This window comes from Streptomyces sp. FH025, assembly GCF_017427025.1.
Taxonomy (GTDB): Bacteria; Actinomycetota; Actinomycetes; order Streptomycetales; family Streptomycetaceae; genus Kitasatospora.
Genome location: NZ_JAFLNG010001246.1, coordinates 1 through 925, shown reverse-complemented (window position 1 = coordinate 925; position 925 = coordinate 1). Strand labels below are relative to the sequence as shown.

The 925-nt window shown below is 73.8% G+C and carries 1 protein-coding gene; it reads left to right on the top strand.

Annotated elements, in window-relative coordinates:
• On the top strand, positions 1-925 hold a 925-nt coding region (locus J0670_RS38705; RefSeq protein ID WP_374223255.1), incomplete at both ends, for a polyketide synthase dehydratase domain-containing protein.

Sequence of the window (925 nt, the reverse complement as noted above, 5' to 3'; positions counted from 1 at the left end):
CCGTACTCTCGCGGGCCAGGGTCATCAGGTGTTCGTGGAGGTCACTCCGCACCCGGTGCTGATGGGCGCGATGAACGACACCCTCGAAGAGGTCGCGCTGGACTCGGCGTCGATGCCGGCCGCCGTCTGCGGCACTCTGCGCCGCGACGACGGCGGCGCCCAGCGCCTGCTCACCTCGCTGGCCGAGGCGTTCGTGAGCGGTGTGGCGGTCGACTGGACCTCCGTCCTGCCGTCCACCGACCCGGTCAGGCTGCCGACGTACGCCTTCCAGCACGAGCGTTACTGGCCGCGTGCGGCTGCGCCGGCTCTCGGCGGGGACGCGGTGTCCCTGGGTCTGGGTGCGGTGGGTCACCCGTTGCTGGGTGCGGCGGTCGAACTGGCCGGTGGGGCGGGCCTGGTGTGCACCGGGCGGTTGTCGGTGCGCACGCACCCGTGGCTGGCCGACCACGTCGTGGGCGGGGCGGTGCTGCTGCCCGGAACCGGGTTCGTCGAGATGGTGGTGCGGGCCGGTGACCAGGTGGGTTGCGGTCTGCTGGAGGAACTGACCCTCCAGGCACCGCTGGTCCTGCCCGCCGACGGCTCCGGTGTCCAGGTCCAGGTGGTTCTGGCCGACGTCGATGAGGACGGACGGCGGACGGTCGAGGTGTTCTCCCGCCCCGATGCCGCCGATGCGCAGCAGGGCTGGGTACAGCACGCGAGCGGCGTGGTCGCCCCGGCCGAGGGCACCGCCGTCGCGGAGGAGGACTTCGCGGTCTGGCCGCCGCGTGACGCCACCGTCGTGGACGTCACCGGGATCTACGAGGCCGGCGCGGGCGCGTCGTACGGCTACGGCCCCGCCTTCCAGGGGCTGCGGGCGGTGTGGCGCCGCGGCGAGGATCTCTTCGCCGAGGTGGCGCTGCCCGAGGACGTCGCCGCGGACGCGGGC